Genomic DNA, 15,251 nt, shown 5'->3' with positions numbered 1-15,251 from the left:
GTATAAGGTCAGAAGATGCTGTTGCTCCGGAAGTGATATATGTAGATCAAAAAACAATTTCTTTATTGCCCGATCCCCATAAACGGGTATTTCTGACAAAACCAGGTCCTTTGAAACGGTACTGTACACCGACAATTTCAGTAGGCGCATTTTTGATCATGGCCATGTAGGCCTGTTTGTCATTGATCCAAAATCTAATTTGCTGGTTTTTACAGTCTATTTTCAGCTTCGTCCATTTGGAGAGATCACAGCCGAATCCACTGAGATCATCCTGCTTACTATCCGTGTAAAAACCATCGGCAATAAGAGCGATATCACCGATACATGCGGGGTTTACAAGTGGCACGATAATGATATCATTTTTTGATTGCAAAAGCACTTCCACGCGCTGGCAACTATTTACCCCATTGGCCGTTCTTGTCTTTAACTCCGTTTCAAAACTAAAATTATTCGTCATTACGCCGGTTATATCCTTTTGGTTGTAAAGCCGGACCGGTGGAGCATCTGCCAAAAGGTCAATTTTATATTTTTCTAAAAGCTCTTTGCCAACCGCAATTTCATTCGGCTTTATAATATCAGCTTTTCTAAAATACAGGGGTTCTTTTCCCCAATCCGCCTCTATCAGCCCCAACCAGCCATCAGTTTTAATCTGTATATCATGTTCACGGACAACTTTATTTCCGACCATCAATTTGGCCCGAAAGTAACCGGGGTAATAATATATAGAAGAGTGATGTTTACCATTTTTATCTACAGCGACCTTACGGCGGGTATCCCAGCTTTGCGCAATGAAAATCGTATCTTTCGTATTCGCTTCTGAAGCACTGTAATCAAATACGACTGAATTGGGTAAGCCTTGCGTCAATATAGTCTTCGACGAGAAATGGAAAGCGCTAGTAGGAAATGAATGTCTACTAAGGACAAATTTTTGGGTCAAAAACCCCATCAGGACCAGCCCTAGAACAGGGAAAATAATCTTAAAAAACAAATGTCCAGTTTTTTTTCGGGCAGTCTCAAAACTTTCAGAAACAGCTTCCTTCGGGACATCCATTTTTGTTGGCCGCTTTTGAGAATATGTATTGCGAAATGCCCGCCAGTCTTCATAACCGATAAACTGTGACAAGGTATTCAGGGTCGTCAGCGATGGCGCGCTTTGATAGTCGACCCTTCCAAAAATCCTTTTTAGGGTAGAGATGCTAAGCATTACTCCCGTTCTCTCCTGAACTTTACCCGAAAGCTTTTCAAAATCAACGGTACTCCATGTCGAAGTTTCGCCCCATTCAAGTTGATTTTGAATTGATTCTTTAAGGTAATGAAATAATTCAGACTGGTCTACATTTATCATAATTCACTATATACAAATGACTTAAAAACAAAAAACCATCTTGAACAAACTTGAACAAACTTGATACTAGGTTGACTTCAGGGACAAGATGTCTAAGCACTAAATTTATCAAAAAACTTTATTAACATGAAAAAAATAATTTTGATAGTAGCTGCACTTTTGGCGATATTGTTCGAAAGTTATGCCCAAGAAAAGAAAAGTAAAATACCCGGAACACAAAACATTGCACTAATCGCGGAAAAATGGGAATTTCAGTCCGGAAAAGTTGATTTCTTAAAGTTCAAAGGACGTAATGCGATGAAAATTTCACCGGCATCGGGACCGATAGTCATTAAAGATCTGATCTTCACAGATGGCATCATCGAATATGATGTAATTCCGGCAAAAACAGAATTTGCGAGTGCAATCTATTTCCATCGAAAAAATGAGAAAGAGCAGGAAATCGTCTATCTGCGTGTTCCCAAAATGACTGATCCGTTCGCCAATGAAGGCATTCAGTATTGCCCAATTTTAGACGGTATAAATATGTGGGACATGTATCCGCAATATCAGACTGCTGCACACGCCAAAACAGACGAATGGAATCATATTAAGCTGGTCATTTCCGGTATGCAAATGCAGGTCTTTGTCAATAATAGCCTTAGGCTGACAATCCCTAAATTGGAAGGGCGTGAACGCTCAGGAAGTATCGCCTTCGATGGTGACTCATATATTAGCAATATCGAGATAAAACCCGGTCAGACCGAAAATCTAGCGCAAACTGAAGGCGCAGACCTGAGCAGACACGAAGCAAATTATATCAGGAACTGGTCGGTAGCTCAACCCGCACTTTTAGCCGAAGGAAGGGAGCCAACCACTGTCAGCGACCTACCGAAAGATGACTCTTTTGTAGAAAAAATAGCAGCCGAAAGATATGGGCTCGTCAACTTAACACGACGCTTTGGTGGCAGCGAAAAACGTAGGATAGTCTGGCTAAAAGCTACAATCAATGCAAAAGAAGCTACTCAGACTAATCTTCAACTGGGATTCTCAGATGAAATATGGCTTTATCTAAATGATCAGATCACCTATACAGACAAAAATATTTTTAGACAGAATATGAAAAAGTATCCGGACGGGAGGATATCTTTACAAAACGGAAGCACTAAATTAAAGCTCAAGAAAGGCGAAAATCAACTATTAATAGGTGTATCCAATGACTTTTATGGCTGGGGAATAATTGCGAGGTTGGAAAACCTAGAGGGAATTGCAACAATAGAACCTTACGAGAAGAAAAAACAAGCCATCGAAAATATTGAACGGTATTTAGGGGTGTACACAGCTGAAATATCCCCGACAGTTAAACTGAACTTCATTCAACAAGATGGGAAATTAATTTTACAGACTTCTGATCAAGATACCACCCACCTAGATTATGTCGGGAACGATCTTTTCAAAATGGGTCTTGGAATAGAATGGCAATTTAATCCACATTTGAAACAGGTGATAAGGCGAGAAAACGGTTTTGAAATGAAGTTTGTAAAGGAACAATAAAATCTATTTTTACTATCTTTTACATTGTCAAAACAGCTATTGCATTACATTATTTAAACTTGACGCCCAGACTTTACCGCACTCAGATTCCCGAGATCTGATAACGGTGAAGTCACGGATGTCTTGTGAACATATTATACCCAGCGACAAGCACATACGGCATATTATTTTCAATCTGTATTTTTATTACAGAATTCAAAAGTACTAAGAACACTGGATTAGGATATTTTCTAGGAAATAGTAGCCTTTTATTTTGAGATGATAAAATTTATGAGATCGTAAAATGACCTTAAGAAAACTCATTACTCGGAGTAATACTTCTCTGTGATATGCTTCAAAAATCCGATATAGAAATTTAAATGTGGAGGCTGGCTAAATACGGAAAATTGATCATGAGTGGTATGAAATCCCATGTAGAAAAGCCAAAATCCCAATGAAAGATAGGGTATTACCGCTAATTCCTGCTCTCTTATAGCACGATTTAAACGATATCCTTCCAAAAAAATGCGGTAGGAGTCATCAGCAGCCTGCTGTGTAGTTCTTCCGGTATATACATCTAACATGAGATGCTGCCAAAAGGACATTATATCATTGACCAGCCAACCATATCCCATGAAATCAAAATCAAAGAAAGTCACCGTATCATTGTCGAAATGAAAATTTTTGGGGAGAAAATCAAAATGACAGTAGCCTTTCGAAAATTCTGATGTATTAACTTGTGACATTTTTTTTTCAACATGGTAGGCCATTTCACACAGCCACGTATATTCTTCGACATTTTCTTTAAAGGCGGATCTTAATTGTGCTAACGGTTTAAAGACTGTTGTATCAAGATCGAAATTCCACCTTTCTTCTTCTAACTTAATCGTAGATGAGATATTGTGAAAACGCGCCATTTCATTTCCCAAAACGCGAAGTTGATTTTCATTCAATGATCGAATGACCCGACCATGTGCAAAACTGAAAAGTACAGCATACCGCTCTCCTTCTACGGCTTCAAGTTTCTGTATCGCTTCTCCCAAACTATCTGTAATCGGATAGGATATGGAGACCTTGGCCTCCTTTAGAGCTTGCAATAATTTGATCTCTCCTATTATATGTAGTAAACTCCGATGTGTGGAACGATAGACTCGTAGTATAAACTGAGTTCCAGATGCTTCTACCACGTACGTATCGCCAACACCACGAACCAAAAACTTACACCGCACATTTTCCAGTTTATATCTCACCGATATCAGCGCAGACAATGCAACTGGACAAAGTGTAGAATAAGTAGCAGGAAAAACAGATTTCATTTTATAAAGATATCTGAATATTTGGCTAATCACAAATTCACATCCACTATGAAAACAAATGTTTTTAAACGACTGCCCCCATATTCTACACTTCAGAAGCTAGTCCATTCTTAAAGTCTTTGATATAGCTCAACATAGAATACTTGTTATCAAATCATTTCTGCCAAAGCGATAATACCTTCCTCCAGATCTTTTTCAGAAAGCGATCCATAGCCAAATCTTAAACCATTAACGGTTTCATCAAAACTATAAACATCGGGATTGATGATTTTGATCCCCTTATCTTGCAACCTTTTGGAAATATGAAACCAATCCACGGGCTTATTGGGTACGAGCCAAAAAGCTAAACCACCATCGGGAAGAGTATATCTTGCTTTATCTTTGATATATTTGTTTAACACGTTTGCCGTAAAATCCCTCTTGGCTCTATAGTAATTTGTTGCCTTTTTTATATGCCGCTTAATTGTACCTTCTTTGATAAGTTGCAAAACAGCCTGTTCCATAATATTATCCCCCTGCACATCAATAATCTTCCGTAGATCCCCTACTTTCTTAAGCAGTATTCGGTCGTTGCTCGCCAAATAACCAACACGTAAAGCCGGTGCGACAACCTTGCTCATAGTGCCAATGTAAACGTAATTTTTCAGTTCAGTAAAACTTGATAAAGGTAAGACAGGACGATATCCAAAATGAAACTCATTATCATAGTCGTCTTCCATAATGGTAAAACCATATTCATTAGAAAGCCGTATTAATTCCAATCTTCTTTTCAGGCTCATCGTTACGGTAGTCGGGTATTGGCGATGTGGTGTAACATAAATTGCCTTAATCTTTTTTCCAGATTGCAAATAAGAAATAACATCCTCAATCAGCAAACCATCCTTATCCACAGCTGCAGGCAATAGTGTAGCCCCTGCACTTTCAAAGGCTCTCCATGCTGGTGCATACCCAGGGTTTTCAATGATCACATGATCACCATCAGTAAATAACTGTTGTGCTGTCAGGTACATGGCCATTTGGCTCCCACGAGTGATACAAATACTTTGCTCATCGACCTGCATCCCTCGTTGATGGTTGAGCATTTGAACGATAGTTCTCCTAAATTCCAGATCGCCCAGCTCATTGCCATAACCCATCATCTGCCACCTCGCTTTTTGGCTGAATATTTGGCGGTATGCCCTTGCAAGTTCTGTAATGGGTGCAATTTTACTGTCAGGATATCCGTCATCAAACTGTAAGTGACAGTACCTATCTAAAGTACTTTCTGCTATAGAAGTGATAAGGTTGCTTTCTTGGATATCGTTGAAATCAGGTAATGTGTCTGCGACAAAAGTACCTTGCCTTTCTTTGGAAATCAGCCAGCCCTCAATAAGCAGCACATTAAGGGCCTCCACAACCGTATTTCGATTTATTTTCAGCAATTGCGCAAGGTTTCTGCTGCCGGGTAGCGCGTCGCCCGGCTTTAATCTACCCGAATGGATATCTTTTATTATAGCATCCGCTATTTGCAGATAAATAGCTTTATCTGATTGTTCATCTAACTGTATTTCAAAATTCCAATCCCTTAACATCTGGACTATTTGTTTTTATAAAAACTGTATTATTTTAATAGTCCAAAGATACCATACTTTTGTAATGCAATAGTGCAAAAAACAATAAAAAAATCAGTTATGTCAAAATTGGAATCACCTACAGAAGTTAAAAAATCAATTCATGCAGAGCAAAAACAATTCAGCTCTAAAGACTTCCATCAAACATTTGCAAGACCAATGTACATAAAACCCGCGCACCTTATCCACAAAAACGTTGAAAATTCAGGTGTACATAATCAATTTTCAGAAGAAAGAAAGCATCCTGTCTTCTTCGTGGATTTACCCAGTAAAAATGTCAGTTTAACCATCGGCGGTCTGTTGCCGGGGCAGAAGACTCACCTTCACCGCCATACCTATGAAACTGTATTGTATGTCATTGAAGGCAAAGGCTGGACCAGGGTAGAAGATGAAATTGTGGAATGGGAAGCAGGTGACGCCGTTTATATCCCTTCTTGGGCTTGGCACCAGCACCAGAACCGCAGTGAGAACGAACCTGCGAAATACATCGCTTGTGAAAATGCCCCACAACTGCAAAACCTGGGGGTCGCATTGCGTGAAGAAGAAGGTAGAGATTTTTAATATTTAAAAGCAACAGTATCTATGAATCAAGTCCCTTTTAAAGGTGTAATCGCTTATCCGGTTACACCATTTGACAACAACGAAAACATCGACATTCCGTTATTCAAAAAACAGTTAGAGCGCCTAGTCACATCAGGCTCTCATGGTATTGCACCATTGGGAAGTACGGGGGTAATGCCTTATCTTAACGACACAGAAAAAGAAGCATTGGCTGAAGCCACCATGCAGCAGGTGGACGGCAGGGTACCCACATTGGTGGGTGTTTCAAACCTGACCACGGAAAGAACTGTTTACCACGCACAATTTGCCGAAAAAGCAGGCGCAACAGCGGTAATGATTATCCCGATGAGCTATTGGAAATTGACCGATGACGAAATTGTAAAACATTACGACACGGTGGCTTCCAAAATTTCGATTCCAATCATGGCTTATAATAATCCTGCTACCGCTGGTGTCGATATGTCGCCCGCCTTGCTGAAACGCTTATTGGAAATTCCGAATGTAACGATGATAAAGGAAAGCACGGGCGATATTCAACGTATGCATTATTTGAGAAAAGAGCTAGGCGAAGGCGTCGCGTTTTTTAATGGTTCCAATCCGCTCGCCCTATCCGCATTTTCGGCTGGTGCCAGAGGCTGGTGTACAGCCGCTCCGAACCTGATACCCGAACTTAATATTGCACTTTACGATGCCGTACAGGAAAATGATCTCGAGAAGGCACAAAGAATATTTTACAAACAGGTCGATTTGCTGAAATTCATCGTAGCAAAAGGTCTTCCGCGTTCTATAAAGGCCGGTTTGGACATACTAAAAGTAGGTGGAGGTGGCTTTAAAAGCCCACTAAAACCACTTGGTGAAAACGAAATAGCGGAACTGGACAGAATACTTTCTGCAATACAAAGTGAATTGGCCGTTTAGACACAATATCAAAGCCCAAAGCAATATAAGCTTCGGGCTTTAAGCATAAATGTTTCAGCAATAATTTAAATAAATCCAAAAACATATGAACATGAAAGAAAAAACACCTCCCACCGAAGCTGAGAAATCGGATTATGTACATGTAACATTGACATTGAACGGCAATACAAAAAATATCCAATGGAACAAACAGATACCTCTGCTCGATGCTATGCTCAATGCTGGAGTTGACGTTCCGTACTCCTGCTGCAGGGGCAACTGCGGCACTTGTGTATGCAAATTAGAGGAAGGAGAGGTACGGTTAAGAAGGAATTTTGTACTGTCAGAGGTTCACCTCCGACAAGGTTTAATCTTAGCCTGTGTTTCTGCTCCGATAAGTAAAAGCATAAAGATAAACTATGATGAATTGTACTAATTTACCAAACAGAAAAATATGCTTGCTCTTTTTAAGAAAAGAAAAAGTATGTTATTTTTTTACCGATCCGTTAGCACTTTCACCGATAAAAACAAGCACTTCACCTAAATAACATCAGGATGAGTTCCAAAAATTATTTAAGTTAGATGCTGAAAATAAAATTACCGCAACAGCATTTAAGCGCCCTAACTTTGAAAATTGAATCTGATGAAAAAACATTTAAGTATAGCATATTCTTGCAATAAGCCCGCATATCAAAGGGTTAAAGAAAGATTACATATAAAAGCAATTTTGTCATTACTTTTTTTAGTATTCACGACCAATATAATAGCTCAAACTACGGAATGTGCAACAAAAGATATAAAATTTAAAAGTAAAGGGGTAGAGTTGGCAGGGACAATCTTTAGCGCTCCAAATTCAAAAATCGGAATTGTAATAGTGCATGGATCCGGACAGGAGCTCAGATTGAATGCATTTGCAACTTTGCTGGCAAAAAATGGAATATCTGTATTAACTTATGATAAGCGGGGTGTTGGTAAATCCGGGGGGAAATATGCGGGTCCGGAAGTAGGCACAAATAATATTGACTCAGCAAATCTCGATCTCCTGGCTGAGGATGCTAAGGAAGCAATTTTAGCGCTCAAAAATTATTTCGGACATAAATTAACCCATACTGGTCTCTTAGGGTTCAGTCAGGCTGGATGGATTATTCCTTTGGCTTCAAATAAGTCAAAAGAAGTGGATTTTATGGTCATATTTAGTGGGGCAGTGGTTCCAACCAGAGAACAGCTCCGTTTTCAGTTTTTCACTGAAGGAAAGGTAGATTTCTGGACGAATCATACCGAGAAAGAAGTAAGGACGCATATTTTAAATGCCCCAGATAAATATAAATTTATTACAACGGACCCTCAGCTGGTTCTTAGCAAAACAACGGCACGGGGACTCTGGCTTTTTGGCGGACAAGATGTGCAAGTTCCTGTCGGCTTATCTATTGATCATCTTAATTTACTTAAAATTGAAGGAAAACCGTTTGAATATTGTCTATTTCCTGAAATGGGACACTTTCTAACGCCTTCAGAGTCTTCAGCTCCGATCAAAATAGCCATAAACTGGGTAAAAAATCTAAGCCAAAAATTTAAAAATCGTTGATGACGGAGATAACGGTTCCTAAATCGCCAGCCGAAAGATATATTATCAAAAAATGGACATACAGGCCATTAAAAATATTATATTCTGCATAAGTAAGTTTGTCATTGCCTACATTCCTTGAACTGGGTATCCGTACAACCGAGCTCGAATGTCCATCTCTTCTTTCCTGAAAAAAGTCAACAGCAAATGTAAAGATGCAAAATGTGGGGATAAGACGATTTACTATTTTACAAGAAAATTCCCTTTTTTAACTTTGACAGCGTAAATTTATATATGCGCGCTACAAAGGATATTTTACAACTTCGCCCTGGTATAAAAATGAAAAAATATACTTTTTTTCTGGCTTGTGTTTTACTCAGTTTTTTTATCTCTTGCCGGGATATTGGTAAACTGGTCAATAAACAAAAATCGAGCTCTTATTTTATAGATTCAAAAGGACAAATTGTTTATTGTCAGAATGGGAATTGGTTTAGTCTGGGTGTATCGCAAATGCAGGCCGATGTGGAATCTTTTGAGGTATTGGCAGAGGATATTGCAAAGGACAAAAACGCGGTATACTTTCGTGGAATGCCCCAAAAGCTGGTAGACAAGGCTTCCTTCTATGTCGACAATCAGATTCCTAAAGATCGCTTTCACGTCTATTATATTGATCAGGTCTTGGGCTTCAATATCATAACTGGAGCGGACCCAAAGACATATGAACTCATAAAAAATCACACGAATTGGGCTCGGGACAAAGATCATTATTTCTACGCGGATGACATGATACATGCTGATCGACAAACTTTTAGCTTCGTCAATGACTACTTTCTAAAGGATAAAGATTCCGTTTATATTTCTCCAAATATCGGAAACTTTAAGTCGGTTGTAGCTAATCCGGGAAATGTCGAAGCCATCAACAAGTATTACATGAGAATCGGGAACACAATTTATTATCCTCCTTTTCAACAGGATTCGGCTAGTGTAACAAAATCATTTAATAGCATACAGACAATTCGGGTACTTGATCTAGATGTGATTTGCGTAAACAATAAAACCGTATTAGTCCGGGGCAAAAATTTTAAATATGATCACGTCGATGTTCCCTCCTTTCAGCTATTTACTGCTGATGAAAAAACTGATTTCTATACAGGTAACCCATATTCAAAGGACAAGAACAATGTATACTATAATCAGGAGGTAGTTCCTGGCGCTGACGTGAAGACATTTATCCTCATTGGCAGTGATTTTGGAAAAGATACAAGAAATGTCTACTATCAAAAACAGCTACTCAAAGACGTAGATGCTTCAAGCTTTAAAAAAGATGGAGATTTTTATAAAGACAAACACGGAAATAAATTCAGTGCATTAACAGGAAATAAAGTATAAGCTTAAACGGATTTGTTTCTTCCTATATTTTTTTGAAAATTTATGTTTTGACAGATTCTTATTAATTCCTGAGTAACATTTCGGATGAATTATCCCTATTCAGATGAATTATCCCTATTCACAAGTGTAGATTTGGTGTAATAGGTGGAATAAATATTTGCGCCCCCATCGCTCCTATTGAGGAAGAAACGGATTGTCTTTCCGATCATGTTTCACCCAGATCAGTTTCGAGGTATTGTAGCCAATCTCGTGCGCAATTTTCAGGTAATTTGTTTTTACATCTTCAGGAATGGTTTTGTCTCTTGATAATATCCATAGGTAATTTAAATCCTTTCCCGCAACTAAAGCATAGCGATAGTTCGTGTCTAAAGCAACGACATTATAACCTGCGTAGAAAGGACCAAAAAAACTAACTTTCAGAGCTGCTTCGCTTTGATTGCCTCTGAATTTCGCCAGTCCATCCGCTTTTACCCACTCTTTCTTGACCGTATTATATCCACTATTCAATACCACAACATTACGATCGGTATTTAAACTATATTGGGCAGAAACATTATTGAGATCTTTTTCAAAACGTGAGTCCAATCGTGCGATCTCATACCATGCGCCAAGATAACGATTCAGATCAAATTTCTTAACGGGATGAGTATTGGGAGGAATAGAAGAACATGCGACCATAATCACCAAGGTAAAACCAATCATTATAATGGTTATCCACCATTTATGCATTTTGAACATGAGCGTTGTTTTGAAATTTTTTAAAGAAATAAAGAACCAGTAAAAACTGCGTGTATCCATATACGGCATCCTCAATGGGTATGGTAAATACCCGAAAGCCTATAAAATCGGCTGGATTATAATTAACGATAGGCGATTCCAATCCAGTTCCAGTGAGAATGCCATTAACGGGTAAAAATCCCAGCATAAGAACTGTAAAGACTAATGAGGCCTGACTAATCCATTGTACTCGAAGGAAAAAATGGAAAACCAACAACGTCAATATGGTAACCAAGGCGGTGACTAACGTATATATGCGATCGCTGTACCGAAGTGCAACAACGGCACAAACGATAATGCTTACAAAAACCACAATATTGTTGAACGCACTGAGAACTTTCAACTCGAAAAATTTATCGATACAGAAATAAGTAAATATGCAGGAAAAAGGAATAAAGATAAAAAACAACCATTCCTCCAATGGTAATCCCGCAATAATTAATCCCACCGTATACCGAGTATCGAACCACCAAACACCACGATGGGTAAACCACACGTCCCAAGCAATAAAAAATATCCCCACAATTATTGATGCTTTTAAAAAAGGGGCAAACGCTCGATCAAATCGGATTCGCTTATCAAATGAAGCTATAAAGCAGATAAATACTGTAAAAAATAGGATCAGGGAGTAGGTATATTGCATCATTACTTTTCTTTTTCACTATACATTTTAAAATATTTGACTGGCACATATAAAAAACCAAAACATTCGCCTTCTTCCTTTCCAAGGTGCTTGTGGTGCTGTTTATGCGCGCGTCTAAGCGCTAGGAAATACCTATTTTTTGTTTTGTTCAAAAATCTGATGCGTTGATGTATAAAAATATCATGCACAAAGAAATAAGCCATGCCATATAACATAATCCCCAATCCGATGTAAAATAGATAATTATAATTCTCTAATGAACCATAATACATTAACGCAATTGTGGGAAGTGCGAATATCACAAAGAAATAATCATTCTTCTCTAAAAATCCTTTGGTGCTATGATCATGGTGATCTCGGTGCAGTATCCAAAGAAAGCCATGCATAATATATTTATGAATCAACCAAGTAGCTCCTTCCATAGAGATAAAAATGATTATTACGATTAAAATATTCATGACACTCGTTATTTATTATTTATAAAAATGCCGCTTTGTAACGCAAATAACATTTAAATGCGACGTAAGCTTTTTCTGTATTGGCTATCCTTATCCTATTTTCCAAAATCTCTTTAGAAGATTTCTTCCTAATTTTTGCGAAAAGAGAAAGGTAATATTTATATGCCAGATATACACCAAATCGTGCCGATTTAGGCAGCTTTTTTATACCCAAAAATGCTTCTTCAAATTCTTGATGGATTTCATTTTCGATCTGGCTTTTAAGTGTATTATCGAATACTTCCATATTCAGATTGGGAAAATAAGTGCGACCAAGAACATGGTAATCCTCTTTCAGATCACGTAAAAAATTTATCTTTTGAAATGCAGAACCAAGTTTCATCGCATAAGGCTTTAGCTCTTCATAACGTTGTTTATTGCCCTCTGTGAATACCTGTAAGCACATCAATCCGACGACCTCTGCGGAACCATATATATATTCATTATACAGCGCTGAATTATATTCCAACTTTTTCAGATCCATAGACATACTGTGAAGAAATTGATTAATGAGATCACGGTCAATGGCATATTTATGGACTGTTTCCTGAAATGCTTGTAATATGGGGTTCAAAGAAATTCCTTCTTCCAATGCGTAATTTGTCTCCAGATGCAAACGGCCTAAAAGCCGCTTTCTATCGTAACCTTGAAAGCTGTCGACTATTTCATCGGCCAATCTTACGTAACCATAGATCGCATAAATACTGTTGCGAATATTAGGTTTCAGGGCCAAAATACCTAGCGAAAAGCTTGTACTATATTTTTCGGTTGTCTTTCTGCTTACCTCATAAGCAAGTTCATCAAACAGCTTTTTCATCGTTTTATGGATTTAGATTAATGACTTCTTTAGCAACTATTTTTCCAGAGATAATGGATGGTGGTACCCCAGGGCCGGGAATGGTCAATTGTCCTGTATAAAATAGATTATGGATTTTTTGATTTTTAATTTTCGGTTTCCAAACAGCAGTTTGCCTTAATGTATTGGCCAGGCCATATGCATTGCCCCCATACGCATTATAATCGTTAACAAAATCCCTTACACAATAACTTCGCTTATATATGATCTGCTCATAGAGGTTACGTGCTCCGGTATGCCGTTCAAGACGCTTAAGCATTTTTAATAAGTATTCTTCTCTTGTTTTATCATCATCATCAATACCGGTTGCTACCGGCATCAACAAAAAGAGGTTCTCCTGATTTTTTGGCGCGACATGCGTATCCGTTTTTGAAGGACAACACACATAGAACAATGGCTTTTCTGGCCACTTTTTATCACCATATATACTCTTTATATGTTCATCCAGATCGGGTTCGAAGAAAAGTGTATGGTGAGTTAAGTTGGGGATCGTTGATTTCATACCCAAGTAGTAAATAAGACTAGAGGGGGCAAATGTTCTATTTTTCCAATACGAATCATTATAATTTTTTAAATCCTCAGGCAGCAGTGTTTCAATGTGGTGATAATCGGCCGAAGCAACTACGAAATCAAACGCTATTTTTTTGCCATCAATAATGAGTGAAGTAATGGTATTATTTTTAATCTCCAACGCTTCCACATTATGGTTAAAATGGAAGGTAGCTCCCTGTATTTGTGCTACCTTCTGCATAGCTAATACCAACTGATAGAAACCTCCTTTAGGGTAATGTGTTCCTAAGGCATATCCTCCATAATTCATTAGACTATATAGCGCCGGAATTTCTTTTGGTGAAGCTCCCAAAAAAATCACAGGAAACTCCATCAAAGTGCGTAATCGTTTATCTGAAAAATATCTGGCCACATAGGATCTGAAATTGGAAAATAAATCTAGTTTAAGAGCACTAAACGCAATTTTGGGCGAAAGAAATTCCCCCCAACTATGACAGGGCTTGTTGACAAAATCACGCATTCCGACTTCATATTTAAATTTCGCGGACTGCATAAATTTATCCAGCTTGGAAGCAGCTCCGGGTTCAATGCCTTCAAATAGCAGTTTTAAGTCTTCATAAGATTCGGGGATACTGAAATTAGCAGAATCAAATACCATCTCAAATTGTGGGTTGAGTGATACAAGATCAAAAAAATCCGAAGTACTGTAGCCGAAATCTGAGAAAAACGACTCAATAATATCTGGCATCCAGTACCAGCTGGGGCCCATGTCGAAACGAAAACCTTCGGGAGTAGAAAATTGTCTGGCACGCCCCCCAGCCTGTTCATGCTTTTCAAAGACATGAACCTCATATCCTGCTTTGGATAAATATGCCGCGGCAGAAAGCCCAGAAAAACCAGCACCAATTACTGCTATCTTTTTTTTCATTTTCTTTGTATCTCTCTTCATTTATTTTAGTTCATCCAGCAATCTGTCCGGTGCAAAATTCTTTTCATAAATAGCTTGATGAAAATCACTTAACTTATTGAGCAATCGTATCAATTCCATTTTCTCGAGATGAGTTAAATCCCCTGAAACAATTTGAGTCGCACGACGTATATTTTGCATTTGCCCCTCTAATACTTGCAGTCCCTTTTCTGTAATATTAATTAGCTTACTACGTCTATCCTGTTGCGAATCTTTCTGAGCTATCCACCTCTGTTTGATCAATCGGTTAACAATTGCTATACCGACTGGTTTCTCATGGATATTTCTTTTGATTAATTCCATTTTCGTCATCTCTCCAAATGATTTTAAGGTGATCAGGTAAATAAATTCCTCCTGCGTTGAAAAATCAGAGCCCCATATAGCAGCTTTCGAATAGCTCTTTGCGAATCTATTCATATGTACAATTAAGGTACTAATAACACTTTCTGGGCTCCGTCCTTTTTCCTTTCCCTCCCAAGTGGGCTCCTCAACTGGCTGTATGACCTGTTTCGCAATCCATTCTTTAAATCCCTCCACTTGATTGCTATACATATGTATTGTCAAATTCTCCTCTTCAAATTTTTCTATCAGCACTAAGACTTCTTTTAAAAGTTGATATTTCATACACCTTGAATTAGAACATAAATATACTTATTTTGGTTTTAATATTTTAAAAATAATATATAAATAGTGTAAAAACACACTAATTAACGGTAACATATTTGATAAAGGTGGTCTAAGCGGGGCATTTCTAAAATAAAAAGCAGGATCTATGTCCTGCTTTTTATTTTAGAAATGTTCTATATC

At 38.1% G+C, this 15,251-nt stretch carries 15 protein-coding genes; 6 read left to right on the top strand and 9 right to left on the bottom strand.

All coding sequences use genetic code 11. The features are described from left to right. Positions 1–46: 46 nt before the first annotated feature. On the bottom strand, positions 47–1,345 hold the full coding sequence (locus ABTV71_RS06760; RefSeq protein ID WP_433902607.1) for a hypothetical protein: 1,299 nt from the start codon (positions 1,343–1,345) through the stop codon (positions 47–49). Between the two features lie 126 nt (positions 1,346–1,471). On the opposite strand from ABTV71_RS06760, the gene ABTV71_RS06755 reads away from it, so the two are divergent. Continuing rightward, entirely contained in the window at positions 1,472–2,878 is a 1,407-nt protein-coding gene (locus ABTV71_RS06755) for a hypothetical protein (protein WP_433902606.1), read from the top strand. A 302-nt stretch (positions 2,879–3,180) separates the two neighbouring features. On the opposite strand, the gene ABTV71_RS06750 is transcribed toward ABTV71_RS06755, so the two are convergent. Both ABTV71_RS06750 and ABTV71_RS06745 read right to left on the bottom strand, forming a co-directional pair. Beyond that, positions 3,181–4,173 carry a phosphotransferase enzyme family protein gene (locus tag ABTV71_RS06750; RefSeq protein WP_433902605.1) on the bottom strand — a complete coding sequence of 331 codons (993 nt, stop codon included), beginning with the start codon at positions 4,171–4,173 and terminating at the stop codon, positions 3,181–3,183. 149 nt (positions 4,174–4,322) lie between these two features. Further along, positions 4,323–5,744, bottom strand: a complete 1,422-nt coding sequence (locus tag ABTV71_RS06745; RefSeq protein ID WP_433902604.1) for a PLP-dependent aminotransferase family protein — start codon at positions 5,742–5,744, stop codon at positions 4,323–4,325. A gap of 99 nt (positions 5,745–5,843) precedes the next feature. On the opposite strand from ABTV71_RS06745, the gene ABTV71_RS06740 reads away from it, so the two are divergent. The 5 genes from ABTV71_RS06740 to ABTV71_RS06720 all read left to right on the top strand — a co-directional run bounded on the left by ABTV71_RS06740 (position 5,844) and on the right by ABTV71_RS06720 (position 10,194). Beyond that, a complete protein-coding gene (locus ABTV71_RS06740; protein ID WP_121127330.1) occupies positions 5,844–6,344 on the top strand; it encodes a cupin domain-containing protein in 501 nt (166 codons plus the stop codon). Positions 6,345–6,365: 21 nt separating this feature from the next. Beyond that, complete coding sequence (locus ABTV71_RS06735; protein WP_121127310.1) at positions 6,366–7,262, top strand: dihydrodipicolinate synthase family protein; 897 nt, start codon at positions 6,366–6,368, stop codon at positions 7,260–7,262. 91 nt (positions 7,263–7,353) lie between these two features. Then, positions 7,354–7,677, top strand: coding sequence for a 2Fe-2S iron-sulfur cluster-binding protein (locus tag ABTV71_RS06730; RefSeq protein WP_183078864.1), 324 nt, complete (start codon positions 7,354–7,356; stop codon positions 7,675–7,677). A 291-nt stretch (positions 7,678–7,968) separates the two neighbouring features. Next, positions 7,969–8,826, top strand: a complete 858-nt coding sequence (locus ABTV71_RS06725) for an alpha/beta hydrolase family protein (RefSeq protein ID WP_220700191.1) — start codon at positions 7,969–7,971, stop codon at positions 8,824–8,826. Between the two features lie 318 nt (positions 8,827–9,144). After that, complete coding sequence (locus tag ABTV71_RS06720) at positions 9,145–10,194, top strand: DKNYY domain-containing protein (RefSeq protein ID WP_433902603.1); 1,050 nt, start codon at positions 9,145–9,147, stop codon at positions 10,192–10,194. A 174-nt stretch (positions 10,195–10,368) separates the two neighbouring features. Here ABTV71_RS06720 and ABTV71_RS06715 read toward each other — a convergent pair whose 3' ends face one another. The 6 genes from ABTV71_RS06715 to ABTV71_RS06690 are packed head-to-tail and all read right to left on the bottom strand — an operon-like array spanning position 10,369 to position 15,068. Beyond that, positions 10,369–10,932 carry a lipocalin family protein gene (locus tag ABTV71_RS06715; RefSeq protein WP_433902602.1) on the bottom strand — a complete coding sequence of 188 codons (564 nt, stop codon included), beginning with the start codon at positions 10,930–10,932 and terminating at the stop codon, positions 10,369–10,371. Continuing rightward, positions 10,916–11,617: a lycopene cyclase domain-containing protein gene (locus ABTV71_RS06710; protein ID WP_433902601.1), complete on the bottom strand. Its 702-nt coding sequence runs from the start codon at positions 11,615–11,617 to the stop codon at positions 10,916–10,918. Before ABTV71_RS06710 ends, ABTV71_RS06715 begins: the two co-directional genes overlap by 17 nt. Continuing rightward, positions 11,617–12,072: a beta-carotene hydroxylase gene (locus ABTV71_RS06705; RefSeq protein ID WP_433902600.1), complete on the bottom strand. Its 456-nt coding sequence runs from the start codon at positions 12,070–12,072 to the stop codon at positions 11,617–11,619. The genes ABTV71_RS06710 and ABTV71_RS06705 overlap by 1 nt, the downstream gene beginning before the upstream one ends. Before the next feature lie 19 nt (positions 12,073–12,091). Beyond that, complete coding sequence (locus ABTV71_RS06700) at positions 12,092–12,928, bottom strand: phytoene/squalene synthase family protein (RefSeq protein WP_121127305.1); 837 nt, start codon at positions 12,926–12,928, stop codon at positions 12,092–12,094. Positions 12,929–12,932: 4 nt separating this feature from the next. Continuing rightward, on the bottom strand, positions 12,933–14,426 hold the full coding sequence (locus ABTV71_RS06695) for a phytoene desaturase family protein (protein ID WP_433902599.1): 1,494 nt from the start codon (positions 14,424–14,426) through the stop codon (positions 12,933–12,935). Further along, positions 14,427–15,068 (bottom strand): MarR family winged helix-turn-helix transcriptional regulator, encoded by a 642-nt coding sequence (locus ABTV71_RS06690; protein WP_433902598.1) that lies wholly within the window; start codon positions 15,066–15,068, stop codon positions 14,427–14,429. Positions 15,069–15,251: the final 183 nt, after the last annotated feature.

Source organism: Sphingobacterium puteale, assembly GCF_050986225.1.
GTDB classification, from domain to species: Bacteria; Bacteroidota; Bacteroidia; order Sphingobacteriales; family Sphingobacteriaceae; genus Sphingobacterium; species Sphingobacterium puteale.
This window is presented reverse-complemented; position numbering and strand designations above follow the sequence as displayed.

What these genes read in the sequence shown, in the direction of transcription:
- ABTV71_RS06695 (WP_433902599.1), bottom strand. Translation starts at nt 14,426, where the DNA reads ATGAAGAGAGATACAAAGAAAATGAAAAAAAAGATAGCAGTAATTGGT.
- ABTV71_RS06740 (WP_121127330.1), top strand. Translation starts at nt 5,844, where the DNA reads ATGTCAAAATTGGAATCACCTACAGAAGTTAAAAAATCAATTCATGCA.
- ABTV71_RS06745 (WP_433902604.1), bottom strand. Translation starts at nt 5,744, where the DNA reads ATGTTAAGGGATTGGAATTTTGAAATACAGTTAGATGAACAATCAGAT.
- ABTV71_RS06760 (WP_433902607.1), bottom strand. Translation starts at nt 1,345, where the DNA reads ATGATAAATGTAGACCAGTCTGAATTATTTCATTACCTTAAAGAATCA.
- ABTV71_RS06735 (WP_121127310.1), top strand. Translation starts at nt 6,366, where the DNA reads ATGAATCAAGTCCCTTTTAAAGGTGTAATCGCTTATCCGGTTACACCA.
- ABTV71_RS06750 (WP_433902605.1), bottom strand. Translation starts at nt 4,173, where the DNA reads ATGAAATCTGTTTTTCCTGCTACTTATTCTACACTTTGTCCAGTTGCA.
- ABTV71_RS06730 (WP_183078864.1), top strand. Translation starts at nt 7,354, where the DNA reads ATGAAAGAAAAAACACCTCCCACCGAAGCTGAGAAATCGGATTATGTA.
- ABTV71_RS06720 (WP_433902603.1), top strand. Translation starts at nt 9,145, where the DNA reads ATGAAAAAATATACTTTTTTTCTGGCTTGTGTTTTACTCAGTTTTTTT.
- ABTV71_RS06710 (WP_433902601.1), bottom strand. Translation starts at nt 11,617, where the DNA reads ATGATGCAATATACCTACTCCCTGATCCTATTTTTTACAGTATTTATC.
- ABTV71_RS06715 (WP_433902602.1), bottom strand. Translation starts at nt 10,932, where the DNA reads ATGTTCAAAATGCATAAATGGTGGATAACCATTATAATGATTGGTTTT.
- ABTV71_RS06700 (WP_121127305.1), bottom strand. Translation starts at nt 12,928, where the DNA reads ATGAAAAAGCTGTTTGATGAACTTGCTTATGAGGTAAGCAGAAAGACA.
- ABTV71_RS06690 (WP_433902598.1), bottom strand. Translation starts at nt 15,068, where the DNA reads ATGAAATATCAACTTTTAAAAGAAGTCTTAGTGCTGATAGAAAAATTT.
- ABTV71_RS06755 (WP_433902606.1), top strand. Translation starts at nt 1,472, where the DNA reads ATGAAAAAAATAATTTTGATAGTAGCTGCACTTTTGGCGATATTGTTC.
- ABTV71_RS06705 (WP_433902600.1), bottom strand. Translation starts at nt 12,072, where the DNA reads ATGAATATTTTAATCGTAATAATCATTTTTATCTCTATGGAAGGAGCT.